Consider the following 17,767-nt stretch of genomic DNA (forward strand, 5'->3'; position numbering starts at 1 on the left):
GCCGGGGGGCGGAGACTGCCGCCACCCGCGCTGTTCTCCGGCCCCTGACCAGCCCTCTTGCTCTTCTCGGTGGCCGACATCCGGATATTCCCTTAGCGTGTGAGATAAATTCTCTTACTTGCTAAGAGATTGTAGGCGTCGGTCGGCCGGAGGTACGCACATGAGCGGGCATCAGCATGACGAAGGGCACACCCTTGCCGGATGGACGGGCTGTGGCATAGCCGTGGTGGGGACATCGGCCGCCGGGGTGGGCATGTGTCTCGGGTCCGGGTCCGGAATCTGGCTGGGGCTCGGAGTCGTGGGGCTCAGCGCGCTGGTGACCTGGGGACTCCATCTGGCCGGCTGGGGCAAGCCGCCCGGGATCAGGCCGTCGGCGGAGCGGGGCTGGCGTGTACGGGATCGTGCCGCGCGGAACGGGCATCCCGGCTGCTTCGGGTGCCGGCTGGCCGGGCGAGGGCGCCGGAGTCCGATGGCCGACCTCGATCCGGTGGTCGTCGGCCGCACCCCCACTGTCAGTGCCGGCCCCTACGCTCGTCAGTGATGGCACAGGTGTGGAGATGCAGCGGGCTTCGGTGGGGCGGGGCGGGGCCTGCGCTGGTCTGGGACGGGGGGCGTCGCAGTGTGTTGCCGTGGGGGAAGCAGGTCGCGTTCGCCGTTGTGGGCGAGGGGGAGCGGCGGTGTGTGGGAGCGCGGGGGCACAGCTGTTTCGCGGGGGCCGCGGTGTCCGGGCGCAGTGTCGGGGCCCGCTGCGAGGAGTGCGCACGGCTGGACCGGGCCCACTCCGTCGCGGCGGACACCATCGCCGACGACCCCCGGCCCTACTCCGTCTATCTGGCGTGGTTCGGACCCGGGATGGTCAAGGTGGGGATCACCGCCGTCGAGCGCGGGTCGGCCCGGTTGCTGGAGCAGGGCGCCGTCGCCTTCACCTGGCTCGGGCGGGGGCCGCTGATGTCCGCCCGGCGCAGTGAGGAGTTGCTGCGTACGGCGCTGGGGGTGCCGGACCGGATCGCGTACGACGCCAAGCGGGCCGTGCGGAGTGCGTTGCCGGAGAGGGGCGTACGGGCGGCGGAGGTGCGGGAACTGCACGCCCTCGCCGTGGGGCTGGACGGGTGGCCGGACGCCTTGCAGCGGATGCCGTTCGAGGCCGTCGATCACACGGACGCGTTCGGGCTCGACGGGCTGCCGCCGGCCGTGGCCGTCGTCAGCGAGCTGGTGCCGGGAGGTGTCGTGCGGGGTGAACTGGTCGCCGCCGCCGGGCCCGATCTGCATCTGCTGACCGGGCGGGGGGTCGTCGTGCTCGATACGCGGCTCATGACCGGGTGGGAACTGATCGGGGTGACCGGAGGGACCGGTGCGACCGGGGCGGGGGAGCGCGGGGACGTCACCGTGCCCGTGCGGGAGTTCGGGGGAGTTCAGGACGGGCTCTTCTGAAGAGCTGAAGAGCTGAAGGGGTGAGGGGTTGAGGTGTTGAGGTGTTGAGGGGCAGGGGTGCCACGGGGTGTCGGCGCTATACGTTGCACGTCGCCAAGGTCGAGCGGAGCCACGGTTCCGAGCGTGGGCATGAGTGACGACACGGAGAGGGCGGAAGCCAGGATGGACGCAGCGGGGGAGGTCGTCGGCGTACGGCGGTTCTGGGAAGGCCTCGGTCTTCCCGGGCTCGTCGACGTCCACACGCACTTCATGCCCGAGTCCGTGCTGAAGAAGGTCTGGGCGTACTTCGACGGGCTCGGGCCGCTCACCGGCGGTGTCGAGTGGCCCATCACCTACCGGGCCGAGGAGGACGAACGGCTCGGGATGCTGCGGGAGTTCGGCGTGCGTGCCTTCACCGCCATGCTCTACCCGCACAAGCCGGGCATGGCCGAGTGGCTGAACCAGTGGGCGGTCGACTTCGCCCGCCGTACCCCCGACTGCCTCCACACAGCGACGCTGTTCCCGGAGCCGGGCGTGGCGGAGTACGTGAGCAGGGCGCTCGACGACGGAGCGCGGGTCTTCAAGGCGCACGTCCAGGTGGGGGCGTACGACCCCGCCGACGCGCTTCTCGATCCGGCCTGGGGAGTGCTCGCCGAGGCGGGCACCCCTGTCGTGATCCACTGCGGTTCCGGGCCCTCGCCCGGCAAGCACACCGGGCCCGAGCCGGTCGGGCGGGTGCTCGCGCGGCATCCGCGGCTGCGGCTGGTGATCGCGCACATGGGGATGACGGAGTACGAGGACTTCCTCGACCTCGCCGAGCGGTTCGGGGAGGTGCGGCTGGACACGACGATGGCGTTCACGGACTTCAGCGAGGAGTTCGCACCGTTCCCCCGACGCGCGCTCCCCCGCCTCGCCGGTCTCGGTGACCGGATTCTGCTCGGCACCGACTTTCCCAACATCCCCTACCCGTACGAGCATCAGCTGCGGGCGCTGGAGCGGCTCGGGCTCGGGGAGGACTGGCTGCGCGCGGTCTGTCACGACAACGGGGCACGGCTGTTCGGGCTGTGAGCGCCGGACCCGCCCGTACGAGGGCCGGACCCGCCTGTACGAGGGCCGGATCCGCCCGTACGAAGCCGGGCCCGCCCGCACGAGCACCGGAGCCGCTCGTCCCGTACCGGGTCCGAGAGGTTCCCCCGTGTTCCCTGAGAGGCGGCTGTGTGTTTCTCAGGGTATTCACAGGTTCCCGAAAGGGTGCTCTCAGGGCGGCCCACCAATGTGTTGGCTATGACCACGACCTCGCCCCAGGGGCGCACCGAACTGCTGAGGCCGGACGGGAGCCCCGTCCGCGTGCTTGTCGTGGACGACGAGCTGTCGATCACCGAGCTGCTGTCCATGGCCCTTCGCTACGAAGGGTGGCAGATCCGCAGCGCGGCGGACGGGACCGGTGCGGTGCAGACCGCCCGTGAGTTCCGGCCCGACGCCGTCGTTCTCGACATGATGCTGCCCGACATGGACGGGCTCGCCGTCCTCGGCCGGCTGCGCCGTGAGCTGCCCGACGTGCCCGTTCTCTTCCTGACCGCGAAGGACGCGGTCGAGGACCGGATCGCGGGGCTGACGGCCGGCGGCGACGACTACGTCACCAAGCCCTTCAGCCTGGAGGAGGTCGTGGCACGGTTGCGCGGTCTCATCCGCCGTTCCGGTGCCGCCGACCGCCGCTCCGACTCGGTGCTCGTCGTCGGCGATCTCACCCTGGACGAGGACAGCCACGAGGTGTCGCGCGCCGGTGACGGCATCCACCTCACCGCGACCGAGTTCGAGCTGCTGCGGTTCCTGATGCGCAATCCGCGCCGGGTGCTCAGCAAGGCGCAGATACTCGACCGCGTGTGGTCGTACGACTTCGGCGGGCAGGCCAACGTCGTCGAGCTCTACATCTCGTATCTGCGCCGCAAGATAGACGCCGGCCGTGAGCCGATGATCCACACCCGGCGCGGCGCCGGTTACCTGATCAAGCCCGCGACGTCGTGAGCGGGCGACGACGACCGCGTACGCAGCGGCGCCGGCAGTCCGGGGCCCCGCGCGCGCCGCGGCGCCGGCAGCCTCGGACGCTGCGGACGCGGCTCGTCGTCTCGGCGGTCGCGCTGATCGCGGTGGTCTGCGCGGTGATCGGCACGGTCACGACGATCGCCCTGCAGCAGCACCTGTACAAGCAGCTGGACAGCCAGGTCACCGACGCCGCCGAGCGTGCCGGGGGCCCACCGCCGGGGGAGTTGCCCAGGAACCCGAACGGCGGCGGCTCGTCGCCGGGGTACTCCGGCGGCTCCTCGACGGACGACAGGCTCGCGGAGTTCGTCACCAAGGGGCCGACGCAGAAGGACACCATCGCCGCCGAGGTCGGCAGCGACGGAGGAATCACCAGGGCTGTCGTAGCCGTGGAGAAGTCCTCGGACGGCGCCTTCGACCAGATGGGCTCCAAGAACCTCAGCGACGCGGCGAAGGCCGCGCTCGGTTCCGTGTCCAAGACCGGCAAGCACACCGTCGACATCCCGGGCATGGGCGAGTACCGCGTCATGTACGTCAGCGGCGGCAAGGGCAGCTTCTACATCGCCCTGCCCACCGAGTCCGTCACCAGCACCATCAACACCCTGATCCTCGTCGAGGTGAGCGTCACGGCGGCCGGTCTGATCGCCGCCGGTATCGCCGGCGCCACCATCGTCACCGTGGCCCTCCGCCCCCTCCGCAAGGTCGCCTCCACCGCCACCCGGGTCTCCGAACTGCCCCTGCACACCGGCGAGGTGACCCTCAACGAGCGCGTCGCCGAGTCCGAGACCGATCCGCACACCGAGGTCGGGCAGGTCGGGGCCGCGCTCAACCGCATGCTCGACCACGTCCAGGGCGCCCTGCACGCGCGCCAGGAGAGCGAGACCCGCGTACGGCAGTTCGTGGCGGACGCCAGCCACGAGCTGCGTACACCCCTCGCGTCCATCCGCGGGTACGCCGAGCTGACCAGACGTGGACGCGAGGAGACCGGGCCCGACACCCGGCACGCGCTGGGCCGGATCGAGTCCGAGGCCGGGCGGATGACGGGGCTCGTCGAGGACCTGCTGCTGCTCGCGCGCCTGGACGCCGGACGGCCGCTCAGTTACGAGCACACCGACCTCTCTCCGCTGGTCGTGGACGCCGTGAGCGACGCCCGCGCGGCCGGCCGCGAGCACAACTGGCGTCTTGAGCTGCCCGATGAGCCCGCGCTGGTGATGGCCGACGCGGCCCGCGTCCAGCAGGTCATGGTGAACCTGTTCGCGAACGCGCGTACCCACACACCACCCGGTACGACGGTGACCGCACGCGTGCGCCGCCAAGGGGCCTGGGTCTGCGTGGACGTCCAGGACGACGGACAGGGCATCCCGCCGGACCTCCTGCCGCACGTCTTCGAGCGGTTCGCGCGCGGCGACTCGTCGCGTTCACGCGCCTCCGGGTCGACCGGGCTCGGGCTCGCCATCGTGCAGGCCGTCGCGGCCGCGCACGGCGGTGCGGTGACCGTCGACAGCGTCCCCGGACACACTGTTTTTACCGTGCATCTGCCCGCGCCGGCCCCTCAAGCGCCCCATTCTCATGAGGCGTTCATTTCTCAAACAGATTCACAACCGTACTCACAGGCACACCACAGCGCGACCACATGGGTGCAACAGGGCGCTTGACGACAGTCGTTGTCATGCGAACCGAACCTTCTCCCGGCAACCTGCCGGCGCGGGAGCACCTCCCGGCCGGAAATGCCGGTACGCCTGTCCTGGACGTAGTGATCCCCGTCTACAACGAGGAGAAGGACCTCCAGCCGTGTGTGCTCAGACTCCACGAGCACCTCTCCCGCACCTTCCCGTACGCGTTCCGCATCACTGTCGCGGACAACGCGTCCACGGACACCACTCCCCTGGTGGCGGCGCGGCTGGCGGCGGAGCTCCCCGAGGTCAGATCGTTCCGGCTGGAGCAGAAGGGCCGCGGCCGGGCGCTGCGGACCGTCTGGTCCGCCTCGGACGCCCCGGTCCTCGCCTACATGGACGTCGACCTCTCCACCGACCTGAACGCGCTGCTCCCGCTGGTCGCCCCGCTGATCTCCGGTCACTCGGACCTCGCGATCGGCTCGCGGCTCGCCCGTAGTTCGCGGGTGGTGCGGGGGGCCAAGCGGGAGTTCATCTCCCGTACGTACAACCTGATCCTGCGGGGCTCGCTGCAGGCCCGGTTCTCCGACGCGCAGTGCGGTTTCAAGGCCATCCGGCGCGATGTCGCGCAGGTGCTGCTGCCGCTCGTCGAGGACACCGGCTGGTTCTTCGACACCGAGATGCTGGTCCTCGCCGAACGGGCCGGGCTGCGCATCCACGAGGTGCCGGTCGACTGGGTCGACGACCCGGACTCGACCGTGCACATCGTGAAGACCGCGACCGACGACCTGAAGGGCGTGTGGCGCGTGGGACGCGCCCTCGCCACCGGCTCACTGGCGCTGGACCGGCTCGCCCGGCCGTTCGGGGACGACCCGCGTGACCGTGAGATCAGCGGCGTCCCGAAGGGCCTGGCCCGCCAGCTCGTCGGATTCTGTGTCGTGGGCGCCCTGTCCACGCTGTTCTACCTGGTGCTCTACAGCGGCTTCCGTACGTTCTCGGGTTCGCAGATCGCCAACGCGCTCGCCCTGCTCGTCTCGGCGGTCGCCAACACCGCCGCCAACCGGCGCCTGACCTTCGGCGTACGCGGCAAGGGCGGCGCGGTACGGCACCAGGCGCAGGGCCTGGTCGTCTTCGGTATCGGACTCGCCCTCACCAGCGGCTCGCTCGCCGCCCTGAACGCGGCGACGGACGAACCGGCGCACGCCACCGAACTCGCGGTGCTGATCGTCGCCAACCTCGCGGCGACCGTGCTGCGCTTCCTGCTCTTCCGGGCCTGGGTGTTCCCGGACCGGCACGACGAGTCACCGTCGACCGTCGTCGCCTCCCACACACCCGCCGTGCCGAACGTGCCGCCGACCGTACCGGCCGGACCCACCTCGCCCGTCTACGCGACGGCGCCGCGGTCCCCGTACGGCACGCACAACTCCTCGTACGGCACGACCGACTCCTCGTACGACCACCAGACCTGGGGGGACCCGACGATGCAGCTGCAGCCGGTGCGCCCGAACGACCACGATCCGAGGGAACCGCGATGACGACGACTCAGCACGAGCAGCCGGATACGGGGGCCGCCGACCCCGGTCGGAGGCCATCCGCGTCGACGGCGGTACAGGAACCGTTCACTCCGGCGGAGCCGGCCGCCCCCGAGGACGGCAGCCCCAAGCAGCCCTTCGTACGCCGTCTGTGGCGCGGGCGGCCCGAGGACAACCGCTGGGTGCGCCCCGCGTTCCTCGGCGCGCTGCTGCTGATCGGCGCGCTCTACACCTGGAACCTCACGGCCTCCGGGTACGCCAACTCCTTCTACTCGGCGGCGGCCCAGGCCGGCAGCCAGTCCTGGAAGGCCTTCTTCTTCGGCTCGCTCGACTCGGCCAACGCCATCACCGTCGACAAGCCCCCGGCCTCCCTGTGGCCGATGGCCCTGTCGGTACGGCTGTTCGGCCTGAACTCCTTCGCGATCCTGTTCCCGCAGGTCCTCATGGCCGTCGCCACGGCCGGAGTGCTGTACGGGGCCGTACGCCGCCGGTTCACCCCCGCGGCCGGCTTCCTCACCATGGCGGTGTTCGCGCTCACGCCCGTCGCCGCGCTGATGTTCCGCTTCAACAACCCGGACGCGGCCCTCGCCCTCCTGATGGCCGTCACGGTCTACTGCGTCCTGCGCGCCATGGAGAAGGCCGAGACGAAGTGGCTGCTGTGGGCAGGCGCCGCCGTCGGGCTCGCCTTCCTGGTGAAGACCCTCCAGGCCTTCCTGATCCTGCCGCCCCTCGCGATCGTCTATGCGGTCTTCGCGCCCACGACCGTGCGCAGGCGCATCGGTCAGGTGCTGCTCTCCGGCCTGGCGATGATCGTCGCGGGCGGCTGGTGGGTGGCCCTGGTCGAGCTGTGGCCCGCGTCCTCCCGCCCGTACATCGGCGGCTCGCAGAACAACTCCTTCCTCGAACTAACCTTCGGCTACAACGGACTCGGCCGCATCAACGGCGAGGAGACCGGCAGTGTCGGGGGCGGCGGCTGGGGCGAGACCGGCTGGGACCGGATGTTCAGCTCGTCCATCGGCGGCCAGATCTCCTGGCTGATCCCGGCCGCGCTGATCGTGCTCGCCGCGGGCATCGCCCTGACCTGGAAGGCCCGGCGGACCGACACGGCCCGTGCCGCGTTCCTCGCCTGGGGCGGCTCGCTGCTGATCACCATGGTGGTCTTCAGCTTCATGCAGGGCATTTTCCACGAGTACTACACCGTGGCCCTCGCCCCGTACGTCGCCGCCGTGGTCGGCATGGGCGCGAGCGTGTTGTGGGAAGAGCGCGGCCGGATGTGGATCTCGCTCACCATGGCGGCCACAGCCACGGCCACCGCGGTCTGGGGTTACGTCCTTCTGAACCGTTCCTCCGACTACCTGCCCTGGCTCAAGTGGCTGGTCCTGGTCGGCGGTCTGGTCGCGGCACTCGGCCTGATCTTCATCGCGCGGCTGGGGCGCAGGCTGTCCCTCGCGGTGGTCGGGCTCAGCTTCGTCGCGGCTCTCGCGGGCCCGACGGCGTACACGCTGACCACGCTGAACGAGGGGCACAGCGGTTCGATCGTCACGGCGGGGCCCTCGGTCTCGGGCGGTCGCGGCGGCCCCGGCGGTGGCATGGGCGGCGGTCCCGGTGGCGGCGGTGGCGGGATGCCGGGCGGCAACCGGCAGGGCGGCACCGGCCAGAACCAGCAGGGCGGCGGCATGGGCCGGCCCCCGACCGGCGGTATGCCGGGCGGCAACGGCCAGCAGGGCCAGCAGAACGGCAATGGTCAGACGGGTCAGAACGGCCAGAACGGCCAGACCCAGCCGGGTGGCGGTACCGCCGGCGGCACCGGTGACGGTGGCGGGATGGGCGGCGGCGGTGGCGGCGGTATGGGCGGTCTGCTCAACGGCGCGACCGTCAGCTCCGAGGCCAAGGCGCTCCTGGAGAAGAATTCCGGTGACTACACCTGGGCGGCGGCGGCCATCGGCTCGCAGAACGCGGCGAGCTACCAGCTCTCCACCGGCGACCCGGTGATGGCGATCGGCGGCTTCAACGGCAGTGACCCGTCGCCGACGCTCGCCCAGTTCAAGAAGTACGTGGCGGACGGGAAGATCCACTACTTCATCTCGTCCGGCTCCATGGGCGGCGGTGGCGGCAGCGACAGCTCCGGCACCGGGACCCGGATCAGCGAGTGGGTGCAGAAGAACTTCAAGGAGGTGACGGTGGGGTCGTCCACCTTCTACGACCTGACGCAGGCCACGAGCAGCTGACGTACCCACCGAAGGCGGTTTCGCAGAAGACGGTTTGACCGAAGCCGGTTTGACCGAAGGCGGTGGTCCGGGCTAACACGCGCCCGGACCACCGCTTTTTAAGTTGTTGTACGCCGTATAAGGCGTGTTCTACGGTGTATGGCATGTCAACTTCCCCAGGCCATCCGCCGGGCCACCCCCAGCGGTGGCTGATCCTCGGTGTGATCTGCCTCGCCCAGCTCACCGTGCTGCTCGACAACACCGTGCTGAACGTCGCGATCCCCACCCTCACCGAGGAACTGGGCGCCGGCACCTCCGACATCCAGTGGATGATCAACGCGTACTCGCTGGTGCAGTCGGGACTGCTGCTCAGCGCGGGCAGCGCGGCCGACCGCTACGGCCGCAAGAAGATGCTGGTCGCGGGCCTCGTCCTGTTCGGCATGGGCTCCCTGGTCGCCGGACTCGCCGACACCACCGGGCAGTTGATCGCCGCCCGCGCGGGCATGGGCGTCGGCGGCGCGCTGCTGCTCACCACCACGCTCGCCGTCGCGATGCAGATCTTCGCGCCCGACGAGCAGCCGAAGGCCATCGGCATCTGGAGCGCCGTCAACGCCCTCGGCTTCGCGACCGGACCCCTGCTCGGCGGGTTCATGCTCGACCACTACTGGTGGGGCGCGATCTTCCTGATCAACCTGCCGGTGGTGGCCCTGGCACTCGCCGCCGTGATCAGCCTCGTACCGGAGTCGAAGAACCCGCGCGGCGACCGCCCCGACCTCCTCGGCGCCCTGCTCTCCACGATCGGCATGACCGCCCTCGTGTACGCGATCATCTCGGGCCCGGAACACGGCTGGACCTCCGCCCGCGTCCTCACCACGGCGGCCCTGGCACTGCTCGTACTGGCCCTCTTCGCCCACTGGGAGAGCCGCATCCCGTACCCCATGCTGGACCTGCACTTCTTCCGGAACCGGCGCTTCACGGGGGCCGTCGCCGGTGCCGTGCTGATCACCTTCGGCATGGGCGGCGCGCTCTTCCTGCTGACCCAGCACCTCCAGTTCGTCCTCGGATACGGGCCCCTGGAAGCCGGTCTGCGGACGGCGCCGCTCGCCCTGACCGTGGTGGCCCTCAACTTCACCGGCCTGTCGGCGAAGTTCACCGCGAGACTCGGCACACCCGTCTCCATCGCCCTCGGCATGGTGCTGATGTCCGGCGGCCTGGTGTCGATCGCGACCCTCGCGTCGATCGGGTACACCGGCACCCTGCTCGGCCTGCTGCTCATCGGCGCGGGCTGCGCGGTCGCCAACCCCGCCATGGCACACGCCATCATGAGCGCGATCCCGCCGGAGAAGGCGGGCGTGGGCGCGGGGATCAACGGCACGCTGGCCGAGTTCGGCAACGGCCTCGGCGTCGCCGTCCTCGGCGCGGTCCTCAACGCCCGCTTCGCCGCGCTGATCCCGTTCGCCGCGGCCTCCCTCCCGGCGACGCTCGCCGCCGCGGACTCGGCGGACGAGCGCGCGCGGATCACGGACGGGTTCGCGTCGGGCCTGGAGACCAGCCAGCTGGTGGGCGCGGTGGCCGTGCTCCTCGGCGGACTGCTGGCCGCCGCGTTGCTTCGGCGGGCCGAGAGGGCAGACTCCGCGGTGGCGGCGGTACCGATGTGAGGGCCGCCCGGTAGAAATCAGGACTGGGGCGGACCTCGACGGTCCGAGGCGTCCCGGTGCGGAAGTGTCGAGGAAGGTGCGCCATGGTGAGGGCAGTCGACCGGGCCGAGCGCCCGGCACGGACCAGCGTGTGGTTGGAGGGCAAGGCCCCGCGAGGCGGTGGCGCCCGGGGCGGCCAGCCGGCGTCGCTCGACCGGGACCGGATCACCGGGGCGACGGTACGGCTGCTCGACGCGGACGGGCTGGCCAAGTTCTCCATGCGACGGCTGGCCGCCGAGCTGAATGTGACCGCGATGTCCGTCTACTGGTACGTGGACACGAAGGACGACCTTCTTGAGCTCGCGCTCGACGCGATCTACGGGGAACTGGAACTGCCCGATCCCGAGGCGGACGAGGACTGGCGGGACCAGCTCCGCGCGATCGCCTCCGGCTACCGGGCGCTGCTCGTACGGCATCCCTGGGCCTCGCCGCTCGCCGGGACGTTCCTCAACATCGGGCCCAGGTCGGTCGCCTTCTCGCGGACCGTGCAGCGGGTGATCCGCAGGACCGGGCTGCCCACGCACCGGCTGGCCGGGGCCATCTCGGCCGTCTTCCAGTTCGTGTACGGGTTCGGCACGATCGAGGGGCACTTCACCGCGCGGTCCGCGGAGGCGGGGATGAGTCCCGACGCGTACTTCCAACAGGCGCTGAGTACGTTGCGGGGGGCGCCCGAGCTCGATGACGTGCTGGAGGAGAGCACGGAGATCATGCGGGCGCGTGGGGGGAGCACGGTGGAGGAGATGTATGAGCGGGACTTCGGGTTCGCGCTGGATCTGGTGATCGTGGGGATCGAGACGGTGGTGCTCCGCGGGGGTGAGGGGTAGGGGTGCGGGTTTGTTGCCCGCGACCCCCTCACGACGAAAAGACTGCGCCGTTCCCCGCGCCCCTAAGAGCAAAAGGCTGCGCCGTTCCCCGCGGCCCTGGGGGGAGGTCAAAGATTGCGCCGTTCCCCGCGCCCCTAAGGGCAAAAGCAAAAGATTGCGCCGTTCCCCGCGCCCCTGAAATGGTCGGGCTAGGCCAGTCTTGCCGGGAAACCGCCTGTTGCTACCGGGCCCCACTTCTCCGGGGTGATGCGGATGATCGACTTGCCCTGCTTGAGCATGGCCTCCCGGTATTCCGCCCAGTCCGGGTGTTCGCCCGAGATGTTGCGGAAGTACTCGACCAGGGGTTCCACCGAGTCGGGGGAGTCGATCACCTCGGCCGTGCCGTCGATCTGGACCCAGGGGCCGTTCCACTCGTCGCTCAGGACGATCAGGCTGACCCGCTCGTCGCGCTTGGCGTTGCGGGTCTTGGCGCGCTCCGGGTAGGTGGAGACGACGATGCGGCCCGAGTCGTCGACTCCGCAGGTCAGGGGCGACCCCTGCGGGCTCCCGTCGGCCCTGCGGGTCAGCAGGATGGCGCGATGACGGGGACGTACGAAGTCGAGCAGCTCGGCCGACGATACGGAGGTGTTCGTAGCGATGTTCGGTGCCATGGGGGCAGCCTAGGCGTACAACCGCCCGCCCAGGCTGACCCTGCCGTGCCTACGTCCAGGTCTCTGGCTGTGTCTGCGGGCTATACCTGCGGGAGCGTCTCGCCCTGTACGGCCTGGATGTCCAGTTCCACCTTCAGCGTGGTGCCGATCGCCGCGATGCCCGCCTGGACGACCTGGTTGTAGTTCATCGCGAAGTCCTCGCGGCGCAGTTCCGTGGTGGCGCGGAAGGCCGCACGGGTGCCGCCCCAGGGGTCGGCGCCGGTGCCGAGGTAGGCGAGGTCGAGGTCGACCGGGCGTACGACCCCGTGCAGGGTCAGGTCGCCGTGGACCGTCCAGCGGTCGCTGCCGGTGGCCGGGGTCAGACCCGTCGAGACGAACCTGATCTCCGGGTGGCGCTCCACGTCCAGGAAGTCCGGCGACTTCAGATGCCCGTCGCGCATGGCGTTGCCCGTGTCGATCGAGTCGGCCCGGATCACCGCCTCCACCCGGGACTTGGCGACCTCGTCCGGGGCGATCTCGATCGCCCCGGCGAACTGCGTGAACCGGCCGTGCACGCTGGAGATCCCCAGGTGCTGGGCGACGGCGCCCACGGAGGAGTGGGCCGGGTCCACCGTCCACGGGCCGGGCGGCGGCAGCTCGGTGCCGCCCTGGCGGGCGAGCGTCACGGTGCCGATCTCGGCCCGGCCGCTCGCCGTGACGATGGCGCTCGACGCGACGGGCGCGTACCCGACGGCCGTGACGATCACCGTGTACGCGCCGGGCACGAGCACGACCGCGTCCCGCACGGCGCCCTCCTCGTCGGCCTCGGCACGCACCACCTGGGCGCCCGTCATGTCGGTCACGGTGACGACCGCGTGCGACACGGCCCAGCCGTCCCGCGTACGGATCCGCGCGGTCAGTCCCATTGCTCACAACCTCATCTCGTGGATCCGGCCCGCGGGGCGCGCCTCCGCTCGGGACGCGCCCCACGGGCCGGGGTCTTCAACCACTGCTTCTTCGGGTGGTCCTGTGACTACTCGCCGGGGTGGGCGAGCTTGATGTCGTGGCCGTCCACGCCGCCGCCGCTCACGGTCAGGGCCGTGGCCACCGGCGGGTAGCCGGTCGCGATGACGGTGTACTCGCCGCCGTCCAGGTCGGCGAAGGCGTACGCCCCGTCCACCCCGGTGGTGGCGGTGCCGACCACGTTGCCCGCCGCGTCGACGAGCGTGACCCGCGCGTCGCCCAGCGGACCGGCGGGTGCGTGCACCACGCCCTGGAGCTGCGCTCCGGCGGTCAGTTCGACCTCGACCCGGGTGACCCCGGTGCCGCCGACCTCGACGGGCAGGGCACGGGGGCGGTGTCCGGCGGCGTTCACCGCGACGGTCACGGCACCGGGCACCAGCTCGGCGAAGGTGAACTCGCCCTGCTCACCGGTGGTCCCGGTGGCCAGCACGTCACCGCGCACATCGGTCACGATGACCATCGCGCCCACGACCGGCTGCCCGGTCCCGGCGGCCTTCACCGCACCGGCGAGCCCGCTCGTGCCGCTCAGCAGGATGTCGTACGCGAGCGGCTCACCGTTCACGACGACCGTGGAGGCCTGCGGCTGGAAGCCGTCCGCGGAGGCGATCAGCACGTACGAACCCGTGCCGGGCGCGTCCACGGCGTATCCGCCGTCGGCCTGGGCGACCGAGCGGCCCAGCTGACGGCCCGCGAGGGAGATCAGCGTGACGGCGGCCCGGGGCACGGGCGCGCTCTCGGCGCCGCGTACGAACCCGTGGACCGGCACCCCGCCGGAACCGGAGCCGGAACCGGCACTCGCGGCGGAGTCGGTACCGGCCGCCAGGGTGGCGACGGCCGAGAGCCGCTGGGTGCCCGCGGGCCCCTCCTGCTCAGGGCCCTGACCGGTGCCGGTGTCCGCGACGGCCCAGCTCGGTACACGCTCGTCGGTCCCGTCCGGGAGGACGCCGGCCGGGCCGGCCCCCGCGGGGGAGTCGGCCGGGGAGCCCGTGGCCGGGGCGGCCTCGGCGACCGCCGTGACCTCCGCCTGGGCCTCGGCGGCCTGCGCCAGCCCGCCCGAGGTGCGCAGCGGGACCTCCTTGATGAACAGCGTGACGAGGAAGGCCAGCAGGGCCAGAACGGCCGCGATCAGGAAGACGTCCGCGATGCCGTGCCCGTACGCGCTCTCCATGACCGTGCGCAGCGGCGCGGGCAGCGAGTCCATGTCCGGGATGCTGCCGGTCGAATGGCTCGCCGCGGCGGCGTACTTGGGGTCGATGCCGGTGAGGCCGTCCTTGACGTAGTCGGTGATGCGGTTGGCCATCACCGCGCCGAGCGCCGAGACGCCCATCGCGCCACCGAGGGAACGGAAGAAGGTCACCGTGGAGCTGGCCGCGCCGAGGTCCTGGGGCGCCACCTGGTTCTGCGTGGAGAGCACCAGGTTCTGCATCATCATGCCGATGCCGAGACCCAGCAGCGCCATGAAGATCGCGGTCTTCCAGTAGTCCGTGTCGTAGCGGATGGTGCCCAGCAGACCGAGGCCCGCCGTGATGAGCACGCCACCGCCGACCAGCCACGCCTTCCACTTGCCGGTCTTGGTGATGATCTGACCGGAGACGGTGGAGGAGACGAACAGACCACCGATCATCGGGATCGTCAGCACACCGGACATGGTGGGCGACTCGTCCCGCGCCAGCTGGAAGTACTGGCTGAAGAACACGGTGCCGGAGAACATCGCGACACCGACGAAGAGCGAGGCGAGGGAGGAGAGCGCGATGGTCCGGTTGCGGAAGAGCCGCAGCGGGATGATCGGTTCCTTGGCCTTCGACTCGATGAACACGAAGAGCAGTCCGAGCGCGATCGAACCACCGACCATCGCGTACGTCTGCCACGACACCCACTCGTACTTGTCGCCCGCGAAGGTGACCCACAGGAGCAGCAGCGAGACCGCGGCGGAGATGAAGAACGCGCCGGCCCAGTCGACCTTCACGTCCCGCTTCACGACGGGCAGGTGCAGGGTCTTCTGGAGGACGATCAGCGCGATGATCGCGAAGGGGACACCGACGTAGAAGCACCAGCGCCAGCCGAGCCAGCTGGTGTCGGTGATGACACCGCCGAGCAGCGGGCCGCCGACGGTCGCGACGGCGAACGTGGCTCCGAGGTAGCCGGAGTACCGGCCGCGCTCACGCGGGGAGATCATCGCGGCCATGACGATCTGCGCGAGGGCGGACAGACCGCCCACGCCGATGCCCTGGACCACGCGGCAGGCGATCAGCATGCCCGCGTTCTGCGACAGACCGGCGGCGGCCGATCCCAGGACGTAGACGACGAGGGCTATCTGGACGAGCGCCTTCTTGCTGTACAGGTCCGCGAGCTTGCCCCACAGGGGCGTGGTCGCGGTCATCGACAGCAGGGCGGCGGTGACGACCCAGGTGTACGCGGACTGGCCGCCGCCCAGGTCACCGATGATCTCGGGCAGTGCGTTGGAGACGATCGTCGACGACAGGATCGCGACGAACATGCCGAGCAGGAGCCCGGAGAGGGCTTCCATGATCTGCCGGTGCGTCATCGGAGCGCCGTCGGGGGCGCCTCCGTGCTTGGCGTGTGAGCCCCGCACACCGGCTGGTGTGGTCGTTGCCATGGGCTTCCTTTTCTTGTGTTGCGTCATACGGGTGTACGGGTGGTCCGCTCGGCGGGCGCTGCGGCGGGCACGGCCGGTACGGCCGAGGAGGCCGGTACGGGCGGCAGGGCCCGGCAGTCACCGAAGCTGGCGCGCAGTCGGCCGAGCAGGGTGTTGAGCTGGTCGACCTCGTCGTCGGACCAGTCCGCCAGGTAGTGGGCGAGCGCGTTCATGTAGCGCTCGGAGAGATCGGCGAGCATGTCGCGTCCGGCGGGGGTGAGCCGCAGGATGCGGGAGCGCTTGTCGGCGGGGTCGGGGGACCGGTCGATCCAGCCGTGCTCGGCGACGTGTGCGACATGCCGGCTGGTCACCGACATGTCGATGGCCATCAGCTCGGCGAGACGGCTCATCCGCATCTCGCCGTGCCGGTCGAGCAGTGTGAGCACCGCGGCGGAGCCCGCCGGGCACTCGTGCGGGAGGATCCGCCCCAGCCCCCGCTTCACGGCACCGATGGCGCTCAGCTGCTGGGCCAGCTCCTCGTACTGCCGTCGAGCGGCCATCGCACCTCCCTCATGTTCTTTTGTTGCTTGAGGCAACCATAAATACTGTTGGTTGCTGCAGGCAAACGAAATGGCACCCCGCGGCCTAAAACCTTGGCAAAGGCAAGTATTGGCGAACGTAAACTCGCAGCTCAGGCGGTTTTCCGGGGCCCTGGGGCCCCGGGGCCGCCTCCGGTGGCCGGTGGGCCTGCTCGACGCCTGAGTGGCGGCCCTCACCCGGCCCGCCCGATGCCTGAGGTGGCGGCCCTCACTCGGCAGGCTCGATGTCCGGGGCGGTCGGTCGCTCGGTCGCAGCCCGGCCCGCTCGGCGTCCGAGGCGGCGGCCATCGGCCGGTCCGCTGCTCGGTGGCCGGGGCGGGCCGCCCTCTTCAGCCCGTCCGGCGTTTGAGGACGAGGCCGCGAGGCCGATAGAGGCCGCCAGGCCGCTACGGGGGTCCGGGGGTCCGGGGGGCGAAGCACCTGGGGCGGTGCGCACCAGATAGACGGCCCCAAAACTTGGGGCCACCGAACGCACCCGATAGGGTCACGCGCATGGCAAACACCCAGGGCCCCGAGGGCAACTACGACCCCGCGGGTAGCACCCAGATGTTCCGAGCGTTCGTCGACGACCCGCAGAGCCGCCAGCAGCAGCAGGTGGCCACCACCCGGGGTCCCCGGGTCGGCCTGATCGTCGGTGTGATCGTGGCCGTCGCGGTCGTCGCCGTGGTCGCCTGGCTCGCACTCAAGTAACCGCACTTCAAGAGGGCGGGGGGCGCCGCAGGGCGCCCTACTCCCACCGGACGGACACGTCCCGCGTCTCGACATGCATGCCGAGAGGTACGCGCCAGGCGTCGACGCACACCGTCCAGGTCTTCTCCGTCCGGCTGCCCGGAGCGATCGGCACGGGCAGTCGTTCGGCCGACTCGACGGTCGCCCAGTCGATCCCGAGTGCGCCGATGACGTGCGTCCCGAAGGTCACGGTGCCCGAACGCACCGCGGTGCCCCCGGTGTTGCGGAACCCGACGGTGACCTTCTCGCACCATCGCTTGTCGGCGGGCTCCCGCTCGGGCTCACCGACGACCAGCACGGCGGGCCCGGCGGGCGCGCCCGCACCGGACGTGGCCCCGGCCCCCGAACTCCCGTCACCGCCCCCGGCGTTGCTCGTACCACCGGCACCACCGGCACCACCGGCACCACCGGTACCACCCGCGTCGGCCGTACCACCCGTATCGCCCGAGCCGTCCCCGCCGCCCGAGGCCGGGCCCGTACGACCGCTGTCGTGTGCGCCGGACGAGCCGGACGTGCCGGCCGAGGACGAGCCCGCGCCGCTCCCGCCCGAGCCGGTGCCCGTGTCCGTGCCGGCGCCCGTGTCCGCGCCCGACCGGCTGCTGCCACCGCCCGACTCCGAACCCGGTTGCCCCGCACCGCCCTTGGCCGCGGATCCGCTCTCCAGCGGCACCAACTCCACGTCTCCCGTGGGCGCGACGGCCTTCGCGGGCGACGAGGGGCGCTGCACGGCGACGTACCCGTCACCGTCGCCTCCGCCACCACCGATACCGATGCCGCTGCCGCAGGCGACCAGCGTCACCGCTCCCAGACAGACCACAGCCGCCGAGGCACCCCCAAGGGCCCCTCGGCGACCACGTATCGACTGCTG

Annotated in this window: 15 protein-coding genes; 10 read left to right on the forward strand and 5 right to left on the reverse strand. The window is 71.0% G+C overall.

What is annotated here, in order from left to right; genetic code table 11:
* The first annotated feature begins 160 nt into the window (after positions 1-160).
* From ACFVH5_RS03580 to ACFVH5_RS03620, 9 genes are all read left to right on the forward strand, one after another.
* Positions 161-541 carry an HGxxPAAW family protein gene (locus tag ACFVH5_RS03580; protein WP_385831747.1) on the forward strand — a complete coding sequence of 127 codons (381 nt, stop codon included), beginning with the start codon at positions 161-163 and terminating at the stop codon, positions 539-541.
* Complete coding sequence (locus ACFVH5_RS03585) at positions 541-1,431, forward strand: DUF2797 domain-containing protein (RefSeq protein ID WP_385831749.1); 891 nt, start codon at positions 541-543, stop codon at positions 1,429-1,431. Before ACFVH5_RS03580 ends, ACFVH5_RS03585 begins: the two co-directional genes overlap by 1 nt.
* Before the next feature lie 129 nt (positions 1,432-1,560).
* Positions 1,561-2,478 carry an amidohydrolase family protein gene (locus ACFVH5_RS03590; protein WP_385831751.1) on the forward strand — a complete coding sequence of 306 codons (918 nt, stop codon included), beginning with the start codon at positions 1,561-1,563 and terminating at the stop codon, positions 2,476-2,478.
* Positions 2,479-2,694: 216 nt separating this feature from the next.
* Positions 2,695-3,435 (forward strand): response regulator transcription factor, encoded by a 741-nt coding sequence (locus tag ACFVH5_RS03595; RefSeq protein ID WP_210881354.1) that lies wholly within the window; start codon positions 2,695-2,697, stop codon positions 3,433-3,435.
* On the forward strand, positions 3,432-5,105 hold the full coding sequence (locus tag ACFVH5_RS03600; RefSeq protein ID WP_385831753.1) for a sensor histidine kinase: 1,674 nt from the start codon (positions 3,432-3,434) through the stop codon (positions 5,103-5,105). Before ACFVH5_RS03595 ends, ACFVH5_RS03600 begins: the two co-directional genes overlap by 4 nt.
* Before the next feature lie 14 nt (positions 5,106-5,119).
* Complete coding sequence (locus ACFVH5_RS03605) at positions 5,120-6,598, forward strand: glycosyltransferase (protein WP_385831755.1); 1,479 nt, start codon at positions 5,120-5,122, stop codon at positions 6,596-6,598.
* Positions 6,595-8,823, forward strand: coding sequence for an ArnT family glycosyltransferase (locus ACFVH5_RS03610; RefSeq protein WP_385831757.1), 2,229 nt, complete (start codon positions 6,595-6,597; stop codon positions 8,821-8,823). Before ACFVH5_RS03605 ends, ACFVH5_RS03610 begins: the two co-directional genes overlap by 4 nt.
* Positions 8,824-8,966: 143 nt before the next feature.
* A complete protein-coding gene (locus ACFVH5_RS03615; protein WP_385831759.1) occupies positions 8,967-10,460 on the forward strand; it encodes an MFS transporter in 1,494 nt (497 codons plus the stop codon).
* An 83-nt stretch (positions 10,461-10,543) separates the two neighbouring features.
* On the forward strand, positions 10,544-11,323 hold the full coding sequence (locus tag ACFVH5_RS03620; protein WP_385831760.1) for a TetR/AcrR family transcriptional regulator: 780 nt from the start codon (positions 10,544-10,546) through the stop codon (positions 11,321-11,323).
* Between the two features lie 188 nt (positions 11,324-11,511).
* Here ACFVH5_RS03620 and ACFVH5_RS03625 read toward each other — a convergent pair whose 3' ends face one another.
* The 4 genes from ACFVH5_RS03625 to ACFVH5_RS03640 form a co-directional block, all read right to left on the reverse strand.
* On the reverse strand, positions 11,512-11,973 hold the full coding sequence (locus ACFVH5_RS03625; RefSeq protein ID WP_385831763.1) for a PPOX class F420-dependent oxidoreductase: 462 nt from the start codon (positions 11,971-11,973) through the stop codon (positions 11,512-11,514).
* 80 nt (positions 11,974-12,053) lie between these two features.
* Positions 12,054-12,878 (reverse strand): YceI family protein, encoded by an 825-nt coding sequence (locus tag ACFVH5_RS03630; protein ID WP_385831765.1) that lies wholly within the window; start codon positions 12,876-12,878, stop codon positions 12,054-12,056.
* A gap of 107 nt (positions 12,879-12,985) precedes the next feature.
* Entirely contained in the window at positions 12,986-15,592 is a 2,607-nt protein-coding gene (locus ACFVH5_RS03635) for an MFS transporter (protein ID WP_385831767.1), read from the reverse strand.
* 23 nt (positions 15,593-15,615) lie between these two features.
* Complete coding sequence (locus ACFVH5_RS03640) at positions 15,616-16,131, reverse strand: MarR family winged helix-turn-helix transcriptional regulator (protein WP_385831769.1); 516 nt, start codon at positions 16,129-16,131, stop codon at positions 15,616-15,618.
* Positions 16,132-16,662: 531 nt separating this feature from the next.
* Between ACFVH5_RS03640 and ACFVH5_RS03645 the strand changes: the two genes are divergently transcribed.
* Complete coding sequence (locus ACFVH5_RS03645) at positions 16,663-16,860, forward strand: hypothetical protein (protein ID WP_385831771.1); 198 nt, start codon at positions 16,663-16,665, stop codon at positions 16,858-16,860.
* 37 nt (positions 16,861-16,897) lie between these two features.
* Here ACFVH5_RS03645 and ACFVH5_RS03650 read toward each other — a convergent pair whose 3' ends face one another.
* Complete coding sequence (locus ACFVH5_RS03650; RefSeq protein ID WP_385831773.1) at positions 16,898-17,716, reverse strand: hypothetical protein; 819 nt, start codon at positions 17,714-17,716, stop codon at positions 16,898-16,900.
* Between the last annotated feature and the right edge of the window lie 51 nt (positions 17,717-17,767).

It is taken from the genome of Streptomyces sp. NPDC127119, assembly GCF_042677425.1.
In the GTDB taxonomy this organism is placed as follows: Bacteria; Actinomycetota; Actinomycetes; order Streptomycetales; family Streptomycetaceae; genus Streptomyces.